This window comes from Chryseobacterium soli (assembly GCF_000737705.1).
GTDB lineage: Bacteria > Bacteroidota > Bacteroidia > Flavobacteriales > Weeksellaceae > Chryseobacterium > Chryseobacterium soli.
Genome location: NZ_JPRH01000004.1, coordinates 317445 through 337713, shown reverse-complemented (window position 1 = coordinate 337713; position 20269 = coordinate 317445). Strand labels below are relative to the sequence as shown.

16 protein-coding genes are annotated in these 20269 nt (G+C 36.8%); 5 read left to right on the top strand and 11 right to left on the bottom strand.

The genetic code is table 11. The features are described 5' to 3' along the window. Positions 1-170: 170 nt before the first annotated feature. Complete coding sequence (gene cphA / locus IW15_RS11870) at positions 171-2801, top strand: cyanophycin synthetase (RefSeq protein WP_034711904.1); 2631 nt, start codon at positions 171-173, stop codon at positions 2799-2801. A 55-nt stretch (positions 2802-2856) separates the two neighbouring features. Here the strand turns inward: cphA and IW15_RS11865 are convergent, their stop codons facing one another. From IW15_RS11865 to IW15_RS11815, 11 genes are all read right to left on the bottom strand, one after another. Further along, entirely contained in the window at positions 2857-3348 is a 492-nt protein-coding gene (locus tag IW15_RS11865; RefSeq protein ID WP_034711902.1) for a MepB family protein, read from the bottom strand. Between the two features lie 55 nt (positions 3349-3403). Further along, complete coding sequence (locus tag IW15_RS11860) at positions 3404-4927, bottom strand: right-handed parallel beta-helix repeat-containing protein (RefSeq protein WP_034711483.1); 1524 nt, start codon at positions 4925-4927, stop codon at positions 3404-3406. A gap of 234 nt (positions 4928-5161) precedes the next feature. Beyond that, positions 5162-5620: a hypothetical protein gene (locus tag IW15_RS11855; RefSeq protein WP_034711482.1), complete on the bottom strand. Its 459-nt coding sequence runs from the start codon at positions 5618-5620 to the stop codon at positions 5162-5164. 25 nt (positions 5621-5645) lie between these two features. Further along, on the bottom strand, positions 5646-6824 hold the full coding sequence (locus tag IW15_RS11850; protein ID WP_034711480.1) for a hypothetical protein: 1179 nt from the start codon (positions 6822-6824) through the stop codon (positions 5646-5648). An 85-nt stretch (positions 6825-6909) separates the two neighbouring features. Then, positions 6910-7743, bottom strand: a complete 834-nt coding sequence (locus tag IW15_RS11845) for a type 1 glutamine amidotransferase (protein WP_034711478.1) — start codon at positions 7741-7743, stop codon at positions 6910-6912. Positions 7744-7778: 35 nt separating this feature from the next. Continuing rightward, a complete protein-coding gene (locus tag IW15_RS11840) occupies positions 7779-8897 on the bottom strand; it encodes a carboxylate-amine ligase (RefSeq protein ID WP_034711477.1) in 1119 nt (372 codons plus the stop codon). 36 nt (positions 8898-8933) lie between these two features. After that, positions 8934-9887, bottom strand: a complete 954-nt coding sequence (locus IW15_RS11835) for an ATP-grasp domain-containing protein (protein WP_034711475.1) — start codon at positions 9885-9887, stop codon at positions 8934-8936. A gap of 39 nt (positions 9888-9926) precedes the next feature. Then, positions 9927-10640, bottom strand: a complete 714-nt coding sequence (locus tag IW15_RS11830) for an alpha/beta hydrolase-fold protein (RefSeq protein ID WP_034711474.1) — start codon at positions 10638-10640, stop codon at positions 9927-9929. Between the two features lie 129 nt (positions 10641-10769). After that, on the bottom strand, positions 10770-11981 hold the full coding sequence (locus IW15_RS11825) for an ATP-grasp domain-containing protein (protein WP_034711473.1): 1212 nt from the start codon (positions 11979-11981) through the stop codon (positions 10770-10772). Positions 11982-12122: 141 nt separating this feature from the next. Beyond that, the gene (locus tag IW15_RS11820; RefSeq protein WP_051881973.1) at positions 12123-13538 is read right to left on the bottom strand and encodes a leucyl aminopeptidase family protein; all 1416 of its coding nucleotides are present in this window, start codon (positions 13536-13538) and stop codon (positions 12123-12125) included. Between the two features lie 4 nt (positions 13539-13542). After that, positions 13543-14667, bottom strand: a complete 1125-nt coding sequence (locus tag IW15_RS11815; RefSeq protein ID WP_228384356.1) for an alpha/beta hydrolase — start codon at positions 14665-14667, stop codon at positions 13543-13545. Between the two features lie 211 nt (positions 14668-14878). On the opposite strand from IW15_RS11815, the gene glgB reads away from it, so the two are divergent. The 4 genes from glgB (at position 14879) to IW15_RS11795 (ending at position 20264) form a co-directional block, all read left to right on the top strand. Further along, complete coding sequence (gene glgB, locus IW15_RS11810) at positions 14879-16828, top strand: 1,4-alpha-glucan branching protein GlgB (RefSeq protein ID WP_034711471.1); 1950 nt, start codon at positions 14879-14881, stop codon at positions 16826-16828. After that, on the top strand, positions 16825-17370 hold the full coding sequence (locus tag IW15_RS11805; protein WP_034711469.1) for a hypothetical protein: 546 nt from the start codon (positions 16825-16827) through the stop codon (positions 17368-17370). Before glgB ends, IW15_RS11805 begins: the two co-directional genes overlap by 4 nt. A 36-nt stretch (positions 17371-17406) precedes the next feature. After that, positions 17407-18813, top strand: a complete 1407-nt coding sequence (locus IW15_RS11800) for a glycogen synthase (RefSeq protein ID WP_034711467.1) — start codon at positions 17407-17409, stop codon at positions 18811-18813. A gap of 182 nt (positions 18814-18995) precedes the next feature. Then, a complete protein-coding gene (locus IW15_RS11795) occupies positions 18996-20264 on the top strand; it encodes a glucose-1-phosphate adenylyltransferase (protein WP_034711466.1) in 1269 nt (422 codons plus the stop codon). The last annotated feature ends 5 nt before the right edge of the window (positions 20265-20269 follow it).

The following is a 20269-nucleotide window of genomic DNA, read 5'->3' as shown; positions in this document are numbered from 1 at the left end:
TTTGGCGAAATCTAAGGCATATTTAAATTGATTATGAGGATTTTATAATTGCTAATAAATTCTTAGTCTTTTTTGGGAAATCTTAAGTGTGGTATAGTTTCGTTTAGGGTTTTGCATTATCTTTGATTTTAGAAGAAGTTATCGTTAACTATGAAAAATGCAAATTGATTATGAAAATTGAGAAGATACAGGCGTTAAGGGGGCCAAACATATGGAGTATAAGAAGGAAAAAGTTGATACAGATGAGGTTGGACCTTGAAGAATTGGAGAATTTCCCTACCAATAAGATTGATGGCTTTCGAGAAAGAATCGAAAAATTATTGCCATCCTTAATTACACACCGATGCTCAGAAGGGGTTCAAGGTGGTTTCTTCCATAGAATAGAAACCGGAACCTGGATGGGACATGTTATTGAACATATTGCGCTTGAAATCCAGTCTTTATCCGGTATGGAAACAGGCTTTGGAAGAACCAGAGAGACAAAAACACCCGGAGTTTATAATGTGGTTTTCGATTATATCGAAGAAAACGCTGGAATCTATGCGGCAGAAGAAGCCGTGAAAATTGCAGAGGCTCTGATTGAAGGAACAGATTATGATGTGCATACCTGTATTCAAAAATTAAAAGAAATAAGAGAACGTGTCCGTCTTGGACCGTCAACCGGAAGTATCGTTGAAGAAGCAGTTTCAAGAAAGATTCCATGGATCAGATTGGGAACAAATTCTCTGGTACAATTAGGCTATGGAGTTAATCAGCAGCGTTTTCAGGCAACAATCACCGGAAATACGAGTTCTATTGCTGTTGACATTGCCTGTAATAAAGAGTTGACGAAAAAAATGCTTCACGATGCAGCGATTCCTGTTCCGATTGGAGATTTGGTAGTTGATGAAGAAAATCTGGATCTTGTCATTAAAAAGATTGGATATCCTATCGTTTTAAAACCTTTAGACGGAAACCATGGAAAAGGTTCCTCGATCAATGTTAATGATTGGGAAGCTGCTAAAACTGGTCTGGAACACGCACAGAAATATTCCAAAAAAGTAATTGTTGAAAAATATGTCACCGGATACGATTTCAGAGTCCTGGTGATCAATAATAAAATGGTTGCTGCGGCAAGAAGAGTTCCTGCCCATGTTGTTGGTGATGGAGAAATGAATATCAGCCAGCTGATCGAAAAAGAAAATAAAGATCCGAGAAGAGGGTATGGGCACGAAAATGTCCTGACTGAAATCGCCATTGATAAAGATACGATGGAGCTTTTAGAAAAACTTCATTATACGCTGGAAAGTGTTCCTCAGAAAGGAGAAGTCGTGTATCTGAAATCTACAGCCAATCTTTCAACCGGAGGTACTTCAATTGATGTTACTGATATGGTACATCCTGAAAATATCACGATGGCAGAAAGAATTTCCAAAATTATTGGATTGGATGTATGCGGCATAGATATTATGGCGGAGAACCTTACACAGCCTTTGAAAGAAAGCGGTGCAGCCATTATCGAAGTAAATGCAGCTCCAGGTTTCAGAATGCACCTGGCACCAAGTGAAGGCCTGCCTAGAAACGTTGCTGCTCCGGTGGTTGATATGCTGTATCCTCAGGGAAAGCCTTTCACCATTCCGATTATTGCGGTAACAGGGACCAATGGTAAAACGACTACAACCCGTTTAATTTCACATATCGTTAAAAATAATGGCTATAGAGTAGGATTCACAACATCTGACGGAATCTATATCCAAAATACCATGCTTACCAAAGGAGATACTACAGGACCTCTTTCTGCTGAGTTTGTTCTGAAAGATCCTACCGTAGAATTTGCTGTTCTGGAAACTGCAAGAGGTGGAATTCTTCGTTCCGGACTTGGCTTTTCACAATGTGATATTGGCGTATTAACCAATATTAAGGAGGATCATTTAGGAATGAATGATATCCACAACCTTAAAGACTTAACCAAAGTTAAAAGGGTAGTGCTGGACAGTGTTAAAAAAACAGGGTGGAGTGTAATGAATGCTGATGATGAATATTCTATGAGAATAGTCAATGATCTGCAGTCTAATGTTGCGATTTTCAGTATGGATGAAAATAATCCTTACATTAAGAAATTTGCAAAAGAAGGAAAAATTACCTGCGTATATGAAGAAGGTTTTGTAACGATTAAAAAAGGAGACTGGAAAATCAGAATCGGAAAAGCAAAAGATTTCCCGATTACAATGGAAGGAAAGGCCAGATTCATGATTGAAAACGTTTTGGCTGCAAGTTTGGCAAGTTACCTTCAGGGATTTGGAATTGAAGATATTTCAAACTCTTTGAGAACGTTTATTCCAAGTGCACAGCTTACACCGGGCAGACTGAATATTTTCAAATTTAAAAGCTTTAAAGTACTGATCGATTTCGCTCATAATCCTGCAGGATATGAAGCTATTGAAGATTATCTTAAAAATGTAGAATCTACGAAGAAGATCGGTATTATTTCAGGAGTTGGAGACCGAAGAGATAATGATATCAGAGAATGTGGAAAGATCGCAGGAAGAATGTTTGATTATATCATTATCAGAAATGAAAAACATCTTCGTGGAAGAACAGAGGATGAAATCAACGGATTGATTATAGATGGTATTAATGAAGCGGGAAGAGATGTGAGCTATGAGATCATTCCTAAAGAGATTGAAGCTTTGAAACATGCCATGGGTATGGCTGAAGACGGAACATTTATTACTGCTCTAAGCGATGTAATTTCCAATGCGATCGATCTTGTTCAGGAATATCAAGCCAGAGAACTGCTGGAAGATGATAAAAACGGATAGAAAATAAGTCATTATAAAATTCCGGCTGAACTTTAGTTCAGCCGGAATTCTTTTTTTATAGAGCTAATAAAAGCTTGGCTCTTTGAAGATCATGCTCTTTATTTGAAGATAATTCCAAAAAGTATTGAACCTGCCATTTTTGGGTAGCAATAGCCTGTTTACTTTCTACGGTGTCCCAGGTTGGATATACCCTGATTCCACGCTTTCCGGCTTTCTTTTCATCTGATAGAATTCCTTTTTGCATTAAGATTTCTTTCGGCAAGATGAATATTCCGAAATTTTGTTCCTTACGTGCAGCAATTAAATAAAAATCAAATTTATCACTGCAATCAAAAGGTGTTGTAATTCCTTTTTCATTCCTTTTCCAAAGAGTAACGAACTGTCCGGTTTTGGTAGGTGTTATCTTGGCGGTACGGAATTTTATATGCATATGGTCTAAGGTAAAACTGCAGCCGTAATATTCTTTACATTCCTGATCTGCTTCAAGATTAGAAAGTTTTAATTCGAGAGGTTGAAATATTAGAATATTAATAATGGTAGAATTCATTTTTCTGTTCGTTTTCAGATGTAAAAAAGATGTAGCAGTTTGCTGATTTATTATATTAATAAATATCCAATAAAAGATGATTGCTGTTATTGACAATATCCATTTCTACGCTGTAAGAAAATAGGTCTACAAATCGTTCTGTCGGTTCAAAAGTAGTTGATATATTACAGCTGATTAATAACCCGCTGTTTACGGATTCTGATGTAACGGTAAGTTTGTCTTCTCCTTTTAAAAATGTTTGCTCAATGCTATGGTCAACTGCTGCGCCAATAAAGTTCCCTGAAATGATATATTGTTTTTCTGTTATATTTCCGACTCCGTTTGATGCAAATTCTGCTCTGAAAACTGTAATTTTAATAATGTATAAGGAGTTGTCTTTCAGATCATTGGTAGGAAGATGTAAGAAAAATAGGTTTTTTAGACCTCCGTTTCCACAGCCATAATTAGGAGTGCTGAATCTTTTTCTTTGTGGGCTTCTTTCAGTGAAATTAATCGAAGAAAAATTTCTTTCCGAATAATTATTAATAAATGTTTTACAGTTGAAGATCGGTTCTATTTCTCCAAATTCGCAATTTCTAAATTCTAAGATACCGTCACTTTCGAAGATGAAACTTTTCCATGGTCCACGCTCAACCTCTTGAGCGCCTGTGAAATGACAATTTGTAAAAGAAATACTATTTCGGCTATTGACTTCCTCTAAAATTTTCGGATTTATACTTTCAAAATAACAACTATCAAAATTAGTGGTAGAAACATTATCGAAATAGAGTTGGGGGAACTCTGATACTGAAGGTAAAGCATCGTTGTAAAACCCTTCGATTCGGCAGTTAATAAATTTATTGCTTTCACCTTTAGTCATAGTTAGAGCTTTTTTACATCTTGAAAAAGTTATATTCTTAAAGTAATTGTGATTGTTGCCCATATTTTCAAAAATAAATCCTATATCACAAACATCTATAAAAATATTTTCCAATTCAGAAGCCTGGAATAGTCTGTTTGTTTTTAGAAAGTACTCTGCACCCTGAACATAAATATTTTTAAAGTTGCACCGTTCTATTCCTCCTAAAATAGGAAGGACATTAATAGTAATAGGCCTTGGATTCTTAATGAAACTAATACCTTCTAATGAAAATCCAGCGAAAACATCAGTTTCCAGATTTTCAAATACGCCTTCAGTAGTTGGAATCCATTGATTGTCAAATACAGTGATACCAGCACCCGCGCCAATAATTTTAAAATTATTGGGAACTTTAGTAACCTGCTGCGGTGCATAGCTTCCTGCAGGGATAAATAAATTTTTACCTAATGATTTGGCCGTATCTACGGCATGTTGCAGTTGATTGGTGTAAATTTCTCCCGGTATGAGGTTGAACCAGCCTGCATTGACATCGCCTGTAAATCTTCGGACATAATAAACATTTCCTCTTTTTCTATAGATAATACCATCTATAATTGGAGGTATACTGGTAGTTTGTTGATATACAGTATTTTCCAGTGTATAACTATCAATTAAATTAACAATTGGAGCATCTGGTATAGTGCTGGTAGGGTCAAAAAAAACGTTTGTTAAAATTACCATGTTGTGATTGGGTTTGGTTAAAATTATTTACTGATTCATTTCAAAAAATGTAAAAAGAATTACTCATCCAATTGCATCCTTCCTGTTGAAGTTTATTCATGAAAGACGTTTTGTTATTTCTTAAATCTTTAAGCAATATAGCATTTCATGATTTCCTCTCCAAATAGATTGTAGAAGATTTTAAAATATATTCAGGTCATAAAAAAACCTCCGGATTTCCGAAGGTTTGTACTGTTATATATTGATCCAGGTTTTTCTGATTTCCAGCATCTTTGTTATATAATAATAGAGCGGTATCAGCTCAAGCCTGATGGTAAAGTGTATTGTTTCTGATATAAACGGAACAACCGCCATCATAAGGATACAGATTATAATCCCTAATACAGCATCAATGATAGCTGCTACAGGAGCCCATTTCTTCTCAAACAAAAGCCCGTATGATACAATACCTTTAAAAATATATAAATAACATACGATGAAGCCTGTTATCGAGTATGGCTGTTCGGTTTTCAATCCGTATAGGGAGAGGGTGGTATCATTCAGGAAAAAGCCAACGGCAAGTATTAAAATACCTGCTGTTCCAACAAGTAAGAAGAACCACGAGAAAAACTTAATCCAGCCGGGTAAAAGGCTTTTTCTGGTGAGTGGGTTCTTTTGGGTGTCAAACTCTTTAAAATCAGATTTTTCTTCCATGATTTATTGGGTTTAATCGATATGTCTATCCGAAAAATACATTAGAACTGCCAATCCATATTGCATCTTTCTTATTAAAATCTACATTTACCATGGCTGCTTTTGTCATTCTTCCCAGGTTTTCCAATAGAATAGGGCGTTCATCATTTTCTCTCCAGATATAGAGCAAACGGATTTCTGCTTTTGAAAATTCTCCGTTGATATCTTCAAAAATAGGGGAATAACTTACTTTCCTTTGAAGAATATAATTTTCTTTATCTGAAATCGCATCTGTAATTTCCTGTGTAGGATTCAAATTCACACCGCTTCCTGCAAACGAAAACAATGGTTTTAAAACAAAATCTTCCAGTTTTTCATCAGATGGAAACTCATGCAGAAAATAACTTTTCGGAACATATTGATGATGCAGTAACGGCAGGAGAAATTTTGAAATTTTAAAAAACCAATTAGGATGCGTGATCCATTGTACATCCACCTCATCACGGAAATCAAACTCAGTGGTAAGATTGGGGATTTTGTCTAATTCATCAAAAATAACTCTGTTGTAGATTCTTTTGATTTGGGTAAGAGTCCCATTGTTGTCATAATATAATTTTCTGCCTTCCTTCTTTATTTTTGTCAGACAGACGGTTGGTATTCCCAATAATTTTTCGGTAAAAGCAAAATCAATAGCGGTTTTCTGCTTTTCCGGAAAGATCTCCAGAAGGACTACATTTTCCGGATTTTCATCGCCAACTATAACTTCTTTCAGGTAATTTTTGAAATCTTCAGGAGACATTGGATTTTTAATTTCATCCAGAAACGGATACACTTCGCAAAAGGTTTCCTCATAAGCTTTCTGAAAAGCATACAGGGAAGGAAAAGCCTGAAGCTCAATCAGCTGTGGTTCTACTTCTCCTTTTTCATTGCTGCAGATACCAAAATCTATGGTGAAAAAATGAGGCTGAGCGGTATCATTAGGAACTTTACAGTTTTCAGGAACTGCTTTTTGAAGGAGTTCAACAGGAAGAGCTTTGATCTGATCGATAATACTTTCTGTGGCATCGATCAATTTATGTTTAAACTCCTGGGTAAGAAAAATAGGGCTTTCAGAAACTCTGAATCCCGGTTCCAGACCGCTTTTTTGTCGTAAGATCTCTTTAAGCTGACTGTATTTTTCCTGTGAAAAGTCCTGATTAAATTGTTTTCTGTATGTTGGAATCATATTTTTTTCTTTGTGATTTTAAAAAAATCGAGCAAAATTGCTCGATTAGGTATCATTAGGTTGTTATTGTAATGTTCATTCGTTTTTAAACCATTGCTTCAGCTCCTTTCAGAATCTTTTTTTTTGCAGATTGCAAAAATCTTGGAAGAATCTGGCTTCTTGTCAGGATTATTTTATCTTCATCATCCATTCTATCAACGGTTTCAAGATATTTTTCCATTCCAAAGTTTTCGATCATGGCATCTCTGTTTTTCTCATCTTTCAGATTCTCAATCATGCCTTGAGGATCTGCTTCAGGGTGAAATTGAGTTCCAAATATTTCATCGGAAAAACGAATCGCCATTACGGCTCTTTCCAAATTGATATGAGGACGGAATTTTTCAATAGCTGTAATCTTCATTCCCAATTCCTCAAATCGTTCCTGATTAGGCTCAATAAATTGAAATGCTCTTGAATCCACTGCATAAAAAGGATCCGGAAGATTTTTAAATAAAAACTCCTGGTTTCCTTCTTCCGTTTTATGGACCGGCATTACGCCAAAAGAATACGATTTTCTTTTACAGATATTTCCCAATTCCCAATGAATACTTGCCAGTTGAAATGAATGACAGATTAAAAACAAATATTTTTTATCATCATTATATTGATTGTGGCTGTACACTTCATCCAGGAAGCCTGCAAATTTATCTTCCCATTCATGGCCTTCCCTGTGTGGGTTTCCCGGGCCGCCTGATGAGATGAAAATATCAAAATCTTCCACATTGGGGATCTCATTTTTATATCGTACATCAAATATATCAATGCTTACCTGTTCCTCGGAAATTTCTTTAAACGCTTCGGAAATTTCTTTGATGTTTCTAAAACCCTGATTGACATGGTTGTTGTTCATATCCAATAAGGCAATTCGAATATCCTTCATACTACTTCATATTTTTTACAAAGTTATCAAAAATATTATGAAGCAGTTTCACCATGCGTTATGCCATACTCAGTTTCTGAAATCATATAGTCCACAACCTTAGTCAGATCGCCTGTTTCTTTGAAGATTTTAAGCTGTCTGTCGGCACCTGTTCCATTTTCTAAAATGGTCCATGCATAATTCACTTCTTCTCTGCATCCAAGATCGTCTACCACATCATCAATAAATTCAAGAAGCTCTTTCAGTAAGTCCGGATAAGGCACAGATTCTTCTTTACCAAAGTCTATCAGATGAGCTTCAATTCCGCTTTTAGAGGCTCTCCATTTGTTTTCATTCAATAACAGTCTTCTATAGCTTCTGAAACTTAGATTTTGCTGATGAAGCTTATAGATTTTTGCCACTAAACTTTGCATAATGGCAGCCATACAAACCGTTTCATCAATTCTTAACGGCATATCGCAGATTCTGAATTCAATAGTAGGGTAGAATGGATGTACTCTTAAATCCCACCATATTTTTTTGGCATTATCGATTGTTCCTGTTTTTACCAGAAGCTCAACATAGCTGTCAAATTCGGCTAAAGAATTAAAATAGCTCGGAATTCCCGTTCTTGGAAACTTTACGAAAATTTCCTGTCTGTACGATTTAAAACCTGTATTTCTGCCAATCCAGAAAGGTGAATTCGTAGAAAGGGCATACACATGAGGAAGAAAATAGCGCATGACATTCTGAATCCTTACGCCTTCTTCACGGTTGGGGATACCAATATGAACATGTAATCCGAAAATAAGATTTCCGCGGGCTACATCACCCATATCATCTACAATCTTGTTGTAACGCTCACCATCGGTGATGGTATTGTGTTCCCAGTTTGAAAACGGATGCGTTCCACCTCCTGAAACGCGTAGGCCTTGCCCATGGGCTGTGTTGATAAGGTGTCTTCTTAAATTCGTAAGCTCAGCCCTGGCTTCCTGAATATTCTGACAGATGCCCGTTTCCATTTCTATCATGGATTCGTGCATTTCATGTTTTAAATTTTCACTTAAAACGGCTTTTCCACCTTCAATAATTTTCGAAACATGAGATATTAAGTCTCTGCTCTCAACATCAATAATTTGATATTCTTCCTCTATTCCTATAGTAAATTGATGCATTTTTTTTCGTGTTTTTGATCTTTATCTTTCAATGTGTTACTTTGCTGAGTCTTTTACAAAAGTACCCCAGGAAATATTCGGTTTTCCGGGAACATATTCTTTAGCTTTTTCTATAGCCAGCTTTGCAGAATGTTCTACAATCCAGGCAAAATTTTCTTCACCTACAGCATTTCTGTCTGCATCAGGAGCAGGATTACAGAAGTCGATGGCGTAAGGAATTCCATCTCTTATCGCAAATTCTACCGTATTAAAATCGTATCCCAAAGCTTCATTCATTTTAATCGTATAGTCATGGATTACTTTTAGAAGTTTTTCCAGTTCTTTGCCTTCCGTCTGGTGGGTTGTGGCATATCTTAAATGAGGTTCATTTCTAGGCTCGTAAGGCATAATATGAACATACTTCTTACCCAGGCAGTACACTCTGTAATAATCATCAAAGATAATTTCCTCCTGAACCATCATCACCAGCTGTTCTGTTTCACCTAGTTTATTCCATAGATCCTCAGGGCTTTCTACTCTGTACACGTTTCTCCAGCCGCCTCCGTCATGAGGTTTCATATAAGCAGGAAATCCTACATAATCGAAAATATATTCCCAGTCGTGAGGAAATTTTAAGTTCCTGAATGAAGTTTCAGAAGTATTTGTCGGTCTCTCATGAGATGGAAGTAAAACTGTTTTAGGAAGCGGTATTCCCAGTTTCGTCATCAATGCATTATTAAAGAATTTTTCATCTGCACTCCACCAAAAAGGATTATTGATTACATACGTTCCGTTAAGCGCCGCATTTTTAAGATATGCTCTGTAAAAAGGAACATCCTGCGAAATTCTGTCGATAATCACTGCATATCCATAGTCTGCACCTTGTTCCAGTTTGTCGATATGTACCGGTTCAGCAATGATTTCTCCGCCACCCAGCTCGTTTACCTTGTCAATAAAAGCCCAAGGAAACGTGTCTTCCATACCGAATAGAATTCCCACTTTTTTTGTCATAATTGTTGTTTTTATATTAATAATTTAATTGTTGATAATTTACGAGAAGAAGGTTCCTATAAAGGTGGGGAAAACCATTCTCCATAAAGGCCAGTCGTGATTGATCCATTTTCTTTCATCATACCAGAAATCGATTCCTTTTGACGTTAAAATGGCGGCCATTTCAAGATTTTTATCTCTGCAGATATCCTGATCGGAAGTGCTCAATACAATATGCATATGCTTATATTTCCAGGCCTCATCATTCTTTATAAATTCATTGGGGCAGTTGAAATACACAAGATCATCAGAATAACCGTCCATAAAATTACGGATGCTGAATGCTCCTGAAAGACAGAATAGATGGGAAACAACGTCCGGAAACCTAAACGCAAAATTGGCTGCATGGTATCCTCCAAAACTCGCTCCGGCAATAGCTACACGATGTGTATTATGGAGTTTTTGAATATAGGGTACAAATTCTTTAATGAGGAATTGTACATATAATTCATAATTTTTTATTCTTTGCTGAGGAGAAATACTCTCATCATAAAAACTCCAGGCATCTATCGTCTGAATATTGTATAGCTTTACTTTTCCCTGTTCCACAAACCAATTGATACTCCCGTTCAGGTGGAAATCATTATTTTGGGTGTATTGTCCCTGGGAAGTAGGAAACATGATGATAGGATATCCGTAATGGCCTGTGACCTCTACTTTGAGGCTTATTCCTAGTATATTTGAGTAATAATCAGTATGTTCTATATGGGGCATTTTTTCTTGTTTGAGTTTTACTATTTATTTAATTAATACCAAAAAAGATAAAAATTTTATAAATTAAATGTAATAATTTTATAAAACTATTTAAGTTTTTGAATATTAAATTATGGGTTCATTAAGGACCTATGAGGTTGGTTTGCCTTTGGGCGGTAGAATGTTTAGCAATTCTGCATGGATTTTTTCCGCTGCACTGTCCAGTCTTTCCTGTACGGCCACAGAATTGTTTGATTTATAGACAATTCCTACATGGTAATCTATCGGAAGGAATTTTACCGCTTCCTCACATTCAAAATCATTATAATCCGGTTCTTTATCTTTAATCAAAGCGATAATTAACCCCGAATAATATCCTGTAGATTTTGAAATTTGATATTGTTTACCTTTTAGAAGTGCGTCCTCAATTTTCGCCCATTCTCTCCAGATATTGATGCTGCTTGATGCTTCAACCAAATCAGGAATATGAGCACCTCCAACCCTGGAAGAGGTTTCAAGAAAATACAGTTGTCCGTCTTCTTTACTGCGGATAAATTCTGTATGGGTGGCACCGTTGAGGAGTCCGAAACTGGAAAGTACTCTAGCGTTGATTTCTTCAAGATCAATAAAATCCTTGGAGCTTGCTCCCAATGTCTTAGTTCTGAATACGCCGCCTTCATGAGAAACTTCCATAGGAGGAGCAAGATATTTTGAGGCAGAAGTGAAAACAATTTTTTGATTAAATGTCAAACTGTCTACGTGGTATACATCACCCGGTTTGAAGCTTTCAAGTAAAAAAAGATGGCGTTCTTCACCAAGCGTGTCAAGGGCTTCCCAAAGCTGTTCTTTGGAAGTTATTTTTTTGATTCCGGAAGCAGAGGCTTCTGAACGGGGCTTGAGTACCCATGGAGCGGGAACCGTTTCAGCGAATGCATTGACCTCATCATTATTGAAAACGGCAGTGAATTCAGGGACATTAATCCCTGAATCTTTCGCCTTCTGCCTCATAGCAAGTTTATCTCTGAAATACCGGTGCGTGGTTTGGCCCATTCCCGGAATACGGAATGTTTCTCTGATCAGTGCCGCTTTTTCTACATCGTAGTCATCAAGAGCTACTACAGCATGAACCTTTCTGGTGGTCATCAAATGAGAAAATCCCTGAACAAGATGTTCCAGATTCCATACGGATGGTTTTATTTCGGGCATATAAAATGTTTCGTCTATTGAATGCCACGGCCAGTTTTTTTCTTTAAGATTTTCTGATGTTATTAAGATTACTTTATTACCCAGCTTTTTCATTTCATCCATGAAATCATAGCCTTTGTAATAGCATGAAATACATACTATAGTTTTCTCCTCCATATAATGTTTTTTTAATTTTGATGAATATTCAAAAATAAAAGAGATTTTTTATTGATTAATTAATGTTAAAAACCTTCAATTATTGTGCTTTTGAGAATTCCTCTATCAAGTATACAGAGATTTTTTTTAATAAACTAATTTTTAATGATAATTTTCGATTAAATCGGCCAGCAATTGCACTCCAAAGCCGGTTGCAGCTTTTTCTTTAGCATATCCCACACTTCCGAAAGCTACCCCTGCAATATCTAAATGCGCCCATTTTGGATGTCCTTCAATGAAGTGCTCCAGGAATTTTGCTGCGATGATACAGTCGCCAATCGGCTTCATTGAGATGTTTTTAAGGTCTGCAACATCAGACTGGATATCATCCTTCCAAACATCCCATAAAGGCAGATTCCATAATCTCTGATTGGTTTTATCTCCTGTTTTCACCAAAAGATTTTTAAGGTCTTCATCATTTGAAAACAAAGCTCCACACGTATCGCCGAACATTCTTACCGAACTTCCCGTTAAAGTAGCAAGGTCAATAAGAAGATCAGTTTGGTAATTTTTGACAAGATAAGAAAGCCCGTCGGCCAAAATCATTCTTCCTTCCGCATCAGTATTAAGGACCTCGATCGTTTTCCCGTTGTAAGCGGTGATCACATCACTTGGAAGAAAAGCATTTTCAGAAATGGCATTGTCGGTAATCGGTAAAATCGCGATGATATTGACCGGCAGTTTCATCTCAGAAGCGTAAATTAATGCTCCTAAAACAGCAGTGGCACCACCCATATCCGATTTCATATAATGCATATTGTCGGGGTTTTTCAAAGAAACTCCTCCTGTATCAAACAAGACACATTTTCCAACTAAACCAATTGTTTTGGCATTGTTAGCGGTTGTTTTGTATTCTAAAATAGTAAAAGCAGCATCATAAGCACTTCCCTGATTAACGGAAAGATAGGCGCCTAATCCGAGTTCCTCACATTTTTTTCTGTCAAAAGATGTGTAGTTTAACTGATGGGTTTTTGCTAAATCCTGAAGATAGGCACTAAAAATCTCAGGTTTTTTAAGATTGGCAGGTTTATTCAGCCAGTCCTGACAGGCAATCTGTCCGTTACTCAACGCTTCAGCTTTTTGGCTGATATTATCCAGTTTTTGCTGGGTTACATTTTCAGTATGAATCTCAAAATCTACACTCCAGAAAGGATGACTTTTGTCAAAAGGATAATGGTAGGTTCCGATCAACAGTCCTTTCACAAACTCTTCGAATTGTTTTTCATTCAGGAAGTCAGCCTCCAACAGTGTAGAAGCAGGCAATAGATTTTTTTTCTGAGTCTGCGAAAACTTAGTGGCTACCTGCTGTACTTCAAAATCCTGAATTCCGGATTTCCCCAGACCAATACAATAGGTGATGGTATCTTCATTCGTGATAACAAAAACTTCATTTTTCTTTCCCGTAAAAAAAGAAGAAACATTTTTGTTGAAATTCTGATTCGTTTTTTTCCATTCTTCTTCTGTAAACAGTTGAAAGATCTGAGCGTAGCTTTTATTTTTTTTGTTGATTAATTTCATATGCTTATTGGGTAATACTTTTTTGTTGAGGAGTTACTTCTACCGGGTTTTCCGTATTGTCATAGAATAGCCATTCAATCGCTCTTGGGAATTCCTGCGACCAGTAAAATTCACTGTGTGTGCCTTCCGGATTGATGCTTGTTTTGAATTCGAAGTCAAAAAGATTTTTCTTTTCCCATCTCTTTAAATATTCTTCAAAAACGTAGATTCTTTTTACCATTTTGGATCCTTCCTGGCCACCTCCGTACAGGTAAATCTTTGTTTTGAAAGGAACCCTTAAGCTCATCATTGGGAAATTATTATTAGGTTCCACCCAAAGTGAAGGAGAAAAAATCAATAGTTTAGAATAGACTTCCGGATACAGGAAACCACTGTATATACTGATCAAAGCACCTAGGGAACTTCCGCCGATGCCTGTATTTTCCCTGTCTTTTTTGGTGCGGTAATGTTCGTCCACAAAAGGCTTCAGAGTATCTGTAATAAAACGGATATATTTTTTACCTTCGGAGCCGTGGGCAATATTGTCGTTATCAAAAATGTATTCCTTGATGCGTTCCTCACTTCCATGTTCGATGGCGATAATGATAACATCTCCACGGCCATATTCAGCGAGAATAGAAAGTTTTTTATCGATTTCCCAGTTTCCGTACCCGCTTCCTTCATTAAAGAGGTTTTGAGCATCCTGCAGGTAAAGTACAGGATAGTTTTTATTGGAAACGTAATAGTCGTAAGGCAATAATGCCCAGACTTTACGGTAGCGGTCAAGCTGGGGAATATAAAATTCTTCTGAAATAATTTCTGCGATTGGGAAAAATTCTTTTTTGAAAGGTCCCCAGTTGAGTCTCCATTTTTCAACAATACTTTTCACCTTGCCTTCTGTTTTTTCTGCTTTTCGGTTGGGAGTAATGCTTCCGTATTGATCGAGTTCTACATTTTCCCAACCTCCTTTTGTGAATTTATATTCAATATGGTCAGGCAGAAGCTGGCTGTCAATATCAATAGAATAGGAGTTGGGATCTAGCTTTTTAAGTTGAAAACCGGGATCTCTCGGATTCCAGTTATTGAAGTTTCCGGTGATATATACTGTCCTGTCATCACTTTCTTCAGTGTAAAGTTCAAACGTCATCATGAGTGTTTATATAATAATTAAATGCTAAATGTATAAAAAATCTTTTTATGTAGATTGTGGTTAAATTTATAAAAATAATGCACTAAAAACTATATATTTGATAGATGGGCTCATGAAGGAGATTGACATGCTAATTATTTCATTAATAATTAACTTCAGTTGTTGATGTTTTTCGTAGTTTCAAAAAAATATTTAAATACAAAAACTATTGATGAATTCTGTTAAAACATACACGCTTTTCACTGATCATGATGTTTATCTTTTTAAAGAAGGTAAGCATTATAAACTCTATGATAAGTTTGGTGCACATTCTGTAGAAAAGGACGGAGTTCAAGGGGTGTATTTTTCAGTCTGGGCCCCGAATGCAAAAAAAGTTTCAGTAATCGGGAATTTTAATAATTGGAATGATAAAGATCATATCTTGTTTCCCCGATGGGACGGATCAGGAATTTGGGAAGGGTTTATTGCGGGACTTACCTGGGGAACGTTATATAAATATGCTGTGGAAACTGAACGCGGGGATATTTTGGAAAAAAGCGATCCGTATGCTTTAAGCTGGGAACAGAACCTTCAGGCGGCTTCACTTGTTTCTACCACTTGGTATGAATGGGGAGATGAACAATGGATGGAGAGCCGATGGAAAAACAACAGCTTAAAAGCTCCCATATCTGTATATGAAATCCATCTTGCCTCATGGCTGAGAGAAAGTGATGATCCCAAACGGTTTTTGAATTACAGAGATATTGCAGAAAAGCTTGTTCCCTATATCAAAGAAATGGGCTTCACGCACGTAGAGTTTATGCCGATAATGGAATATCCCTACGATCCGAGCTGGGGATATCAGATTACAGGGTTTTATGCCGCGACATCACGTTTCGGTTCACCACAGGATCTGATGTTTTTGATCGATGAGCTCCATAAAAACGGAATTGGTGTTATTCTGGATTGGGTACCTTCTCATTTTCCCGGAGATGCGAATGGGCTTCATCGTTTTGATGGCTCTTACTTATACGAACATGAAGATCCCAGAAAAGGCTTTCATCCGGACTGGAAATCATATATTTTCAATTACGGCAGAAATGAAGTGAAATCTTTCCTGATTTCCAATGCCATGTTCTGGCTTGAACGTTATCATGCAGATGGGCTGCGTGTAGATGCTGTAACTTCAATGCTGCATCTGGATTATTCCAGAAACGAAGGAGAATGGGAACCTAATATATATGGAGATAATGTAAATCTTGAAGCCAAAGCTTTTCTTCAGGAGTTTAATACAGCGGTCTATAAAGAATTTGGAGAAAGCATCATTACCATAGCTGAAGAAAGTTCAGATTTTCCGTTGTTGACAAAGCCTGTCCATGACGGCGGAGTGGGTTTCGGAATGAAATGGATGATGGGCTGGATGCATGATACGCTGGATTATTTTAAAGAAACGCCTGATGCCAGGAAGTTTCATCATCATAAACTCACATTTGCTTCCATGTATATGTATAATGAAAATTATATGATGCCTTTGTCGCATGACGAAGTGGTACACGGAAAAGCAAGTCTTATTTATAAAATGAGCGGAGACGAATGGCAGAAATTTGCAAACCTTCGGGCACTGTATGTCTATATGTACACCCATCCGGGAGCAAAACTGCTTTTTATGGGGGATGAATTTGGACAGACCAGCGAATGGAATTTCACCCAAAGCCTGGACTGGCACCTGCTGCAATATCCCGTTCATAAAGGATTACAGACCCTTGTGAAAGATCTGAATCATCTGTATAGGAATGAATCTGTTTTTTATGAAAATCAGTTTGATAAAAACGGTTTTGAATGGATCGAAGCAGATGATCTGGATAATTCCGTCTATATATATGCAAGAAAAGGTAAGAAAAAAGACGATGTCTTTATGGTGATTCTGAATTTAAAACCCATTGTGCTGGACTATAAAATTGGAGTAAATGCAGGAACCCATTGGGAAGTTGTCTTTAATTCTGATGATGGAAAATACGGTGGGAGTGCTGTAGAACCGGATATTTTTAAAGAACAGCAGGAAGAATGGATGAATCATCCGAAATCAATCAGTATAAAACTGCCGCCTCTTGCGGGCGTTATTTTACGTCAGAAGAAAGATAAAAGTTATAAATTACAAAGAATAAAACAACATAAAAAATGATTCAGGTTTTAGACGTTTTAGGAAAAGAATATAAAGATCTTAAAGAGTATATTATCAGAACCGATTTTGATGAAGAAACGTTACAGGATTTTGCCGGGGCAGGAATTGTTCCTCCCTTGTCGGATGCAAAATTAAATGATGAACTGTATTTTTATGATTTTAAAGTGGAAAAACATAAAATCGTTTTTTCACATGATAAGGTGTGTGAAATGATTTGCATGGTAAGTGAAGCCGACACACGCAGTCTTATTAAAAAACTGATAACCCAGGATTCTCTTATGTTCAGATTTTACCCAAATGAACAATTGCAAAACAGAGGAGAGGTACATAAAGATCATGATTCAGAAGAAGGATTTTTATCATGGAAAGTGGAAACTTTTGCATTCGATGAATCATCAGCTTTTGATGTTGACCATCTTGAAAAATATGGATTAATAACCTTTCAATCAGAAGATTTCACTATTATGGTCAAAGAGTATTTTTTTGATGATAAAACACAGTATCTGTTTGAATTGGAGTCCAATATCAAGACAATTTTTTAAAGGGAATTTTTTAATCATTAAATTTTAAAAATAAAAATGACAATTTATCACCTTAGCACAGAATGTTATCCTGTAGCCAAAGTAGGAGGATTGGCAGATGTTGTAGGAGCATTGCCGAAATATCAGAATAAAATAAAAGGAATAGATGCTAAGGTTGTGATGCCTTGGTACAACAAATCCTTTATCTATGATCATGAGTTTGATGTTGTTTTTGACGGCTTCATTCATCAGGGCCCGAATATGCTTCAGGTTCAGGTAATGAAGGAGAAAACAGATGCTTTAGGATTTGAATTATATATGGTTAAAATTCCGGGACTTTTAGACCGCGATAATCCATACGGTTATCAGGATGAAAGCTTTCAGTTTTTGGCATTTCAGCACGGTGTTTTACATTGGCTAAGCGCGATGAAGATAAAACCCGACGTTCTTCATTGTCATGATTATCATACAGGACTGGTCCCTTTTATGATTAAATATTGTCCTGAATTTGCATTTTTAAAAGATGTAAAAACCATTGGAACGATTCATAATGGCGAATATCAGGGAATGATGAGCTGGGAAATGTCCAATTATATGCCTGCTTTTGATTCTTATAAATGGGGACTTCTGGACTGGAAAGGATACATCAACCCGTTGGCAAGCATGATCAAGTGTGCCAATGCTTTCACAACTGTTTCCGAGGGATATCTGGAAGAACTTTTTGTAAGCTTCAGAGGATTGGAAAGTCTTGTTCGCGATGAATTTGGAAAAGCATACGGAATTATCAATGGAATTGATACAGAAGTCTGGAATCCGGAGACCGATCCAATGCTTGATTTTAATTTTTCTGTAAAAAATGCAGTCGCTCAAAAAAAGAAAAATAAAGACAAATTATGTAAAGAATACGGTCTAAAGCCGGAGCTTCCTTTGTTTGCTTTCATCGGAAGATTTGCTATGGAAAAAGGAGCAGATCTCCTTCCGGATGTGGTTTGGCGAAGTATTAAGCAAAGCTATGGCGCTCTGAATATTATGATTCTGGGATCAGGAAATACCTATATTGAAAACAAGCTGAAAGAGTATGAATATACCTACACAAATTTCGCTTTAGATCTGGGATACAAAGAACATCTTTCCCATAAGATTTATGCCTCGGCAGACTTCCTGTTGATGCCGTCAAGAGTGGAGCCCTGCGGGTTAAATCAGATGTACTCGATGCGTTATGGCACGGTTCCTGTAGTGCGATATACAGGCGGTTTAAGAGATACTGTGGAAGATATTTCCACCGGAGGCGCCGGACTGAATTTTACTTATTCAGGAGTAGATGATATCCTTCATGCCATGAACAGGGCAGTTGCTATCTACAATCAAAAAGGAGTCATGGAAGATTTAATTCATGCCAACATGAATTTTGATTTTGCATGGGAGAAATCTGCAGAAAAATATATAGCTTTATATAAAAACTAGAATGTTGAGGATATTATTTTTATCCTGATTCATTATGGTTATGTATTTCCTATTAAGAAAGAGAATATAATAATTAAAGAAATACAGGGTAAAATGGAGGGCGAGATTAAAGAATGTTTTAGAATGAAAGTGAATACTAAAAATAGAACGGTAATTTTAATAAAATAAAACGCAACATATTTATGAAACGCAATGTAATTTCCATTGTTTTGGGAGGAGGCAGAGGGACAAGATTGTTCCCTTTAACGTATTCAAGGTCTAAACCGGCAGTTCCAATTGCAGGAAAATACAGGTTGGTAGACATTCCTATTTCTAATTGTTTAAATTCAGGATTGAATAAAATTCTGGTACTTACGCAGTTTAATTCAGCTTCTTTAAATTCTCACATCAAGAATTCTTATCACTTCGATATTTTCAGCAAAGGTTTTGTTGATATTTTAGCGGCCGAGCAGAATGTAGAGAACGAAAGCTGGTATCAGGGAACGGCAGATGCCGTACGCCAGTCTATGAAACATCTTGAAAAATACGATTATGATTATATCTTAATTCTTTCGGGGGATCAGCTGTATCAGATGGATTTCAGAGCCATGCTGGATTTCCATATTGAAAACGGCGGTGACGTTACCATCGCAACGATTCCCGTTAATGCAAAAGATGCAACAGGATTTGGAATCCTGAAGTCTGATGATGAAGGAAACATTACTTCCTTTGTAGAAAAACCGGGCTATGATGTTCTGGATGGTTTACAATCTGAAGTTTCAGAAGAGAATAAACAGAAAGGAAAAGAATATCTGGCATCGATGGGAATCTATATTTTCACGAAAACCATTCTTAAAAAGATGTTTGATGAAGGCGCAGGAGACGATTTCGGAAAAGATATTATTCCAAATTCAATAGGAAAATATACTACGCTGAGCTATCAGTATGAAGGATATTGGACGGATATCGGAACGATTGAATCTTTTTATGAAGCCAATCTGGACTTATGCCAGGATCTTCCCCAATTCAACCTTTTCTCATCCTCACCGATTTATACAAGAGCAAGGATGCTTCCACCGTCAAAGATTAACGGATCTTATGTAAGCAAAGCGGTGTTCGGAGACGGATGCATCATTATGGCTGATAAAATTGAAAATTCTGTGATTGGAAACAGAACCCGAATCGATAAAGGAAGCACCATTGTGAATTCTTACGTCATGGGTGCGGATTTCTACCAAAATACTACAGAAATTGTATCCAATGACAGCAATGGCCTTCCTAACATGGGAATCGGCAAATACTGTTACATCGAAAAAGCCATTTTAGATAAAAACTGTTACATCGGAGACAATGTAAGGATTATTGGCGGAAAACATATTCCGGACGGAGACTATGGAACCCATTCAGTACAGGACGGTATTGTCGTGGTGAAAAAAGGAGCTATTCTTCCTTCAGGAACCCATATTGGTTAATTATT